Origin of the sequence: Streptococcus sp. GMD1S (assembly GCF_000296875.1) — a bacterium.
Lineage (GTDB): Bacteria > Bacillota > Bacilli > Lactobacillales > Streptococcaceae > Streptococcus.
In genome coordinates this window covers 1-972 of the sequence record NZ_AJQY01000382.1, presented here as the reverse complement: position 1 = coordinate 972, position 972 = coordinate 1, and the positions used below count along the sequence as shown (strand labels likewise).

Annotated in this window: 2 protein-coding genes and 1 pseudogene; 2 read left to right on the top strand and 1 reads right to left on the bottom strand. The window is 43.8% G+C overall.

All coding sequences use genetic code 11. The features are described from left to right. Window positions 1-75: pseudogene (locus tag GMD1S_RS12190) on the top strand (7-carboxy-7-deazaguanine synthase QueE); the annotation flags it as partial. Window positions 76-93: 18 nt separating this feature from the next. Next, the gene (queF, locus tag GMD1S_RS10505; RefSeq protein WP_000082573.1) at window positions 94-585 is read left to right on the top strand and encodes a preQ(1) synthase; all 492 of its coding nucleotides are present in this window, start codon (window positions 94-96) and stop codon (window positions 583-585) included. Between the two features lie 57 nt (window positions 586-642). Here queF and GMD1S_RS10500 read toward each other — a convergent pair. Continuing rightward, window positions 643-972 (bottom strand): aquaporin (locus tag GMD1S_RS10500; protein ID WP_000629499.1); only part of this gene is annotated, 330 nt, incomplete at its 5' end.

The window sequence follows — 972 nt, the reverse complement described above, 5'->3', positions numbered from 1 at the left end:
GACGATAGCTGGGGCAATGTCCGCGTCCTTCCTCAACTCCATACCCTCCTCTACGATAACCAACGTGGAGTTTAAGATTAGAAAGAAAAAATCATGTCACAACAAGAAGAAATGAAAAAGCTCAGCCTACTAGGCAACAAAGAAACCAACTACATCTTTGACTATCAACCAGAAGTCCTCGAATCCTTTGACAATCGTCATGTGGAAAATGACTATTTCATCAAATTTAACTGTCCTGAATTTACCTCACTGTGTCCAATCACTGCTCAACCAGACTTTGCGACCATTTATATTTCCTACATTCCTGACAAGCTCTGTGTTGAGTCAAAATCCCTCAAACTCTACCTCTTTAGCTACCGAAACCACGGAGATTTCCACGAAAACTGTATCAACACCATCGGGAAAGACTTGGTCAACTTGCTAGACCCTCGCTATTTAGAGGTTTGGGGAAAATTTACACCTCGCGGTGGTATCTCAATTGACCCCTACTACAACTACGGTAAGCCTGGAACTAAGTATGAAGGCTTGGCAGAACAACGTCTCTTCCAACACGACCTTTATCCAGAGAAAGTTGACAACCGCTAAACTCATACGAAAAAGCCCTGTTCCTCAAAATGAGGAGCAAGGCTTTTTGAGTTTCAATTATTCTTCTGTTCCAAGGAAGTTTTTCGCAACAAGAGCTGCAAGAACCCCACCAACGATTGGCGCAAGGATGAAAATCCATACTTGTTGAAGGGCTGCTCCACCTACCAAAACAGCTGGTGCCAAGCTACGGGCTGGATTTACTGAAAGTCCAGTAATGTTCAATCCCACAAGAATCATCGCCATCAAGGACAAACCAATCACCAAACCAGCAATCGCACCATTGCCCTTGCTTTCTGAAGTCACTGTCATGATAACCACAACAAACAAGAAGGTTGCGATGACTTCAAACAAGAATCCACCAAAGACAGTGACACCGTTTGCCAAGGC

What these genes read in the sequence shown, in the direction of transcription:
- queF (WP_000082573.1), top strand. Translation starts at nt 94, where the DNA reads ATGTCACAACAAGAAGAAATGAAAAAGCTCAGCCTACTAGGCAACAAA.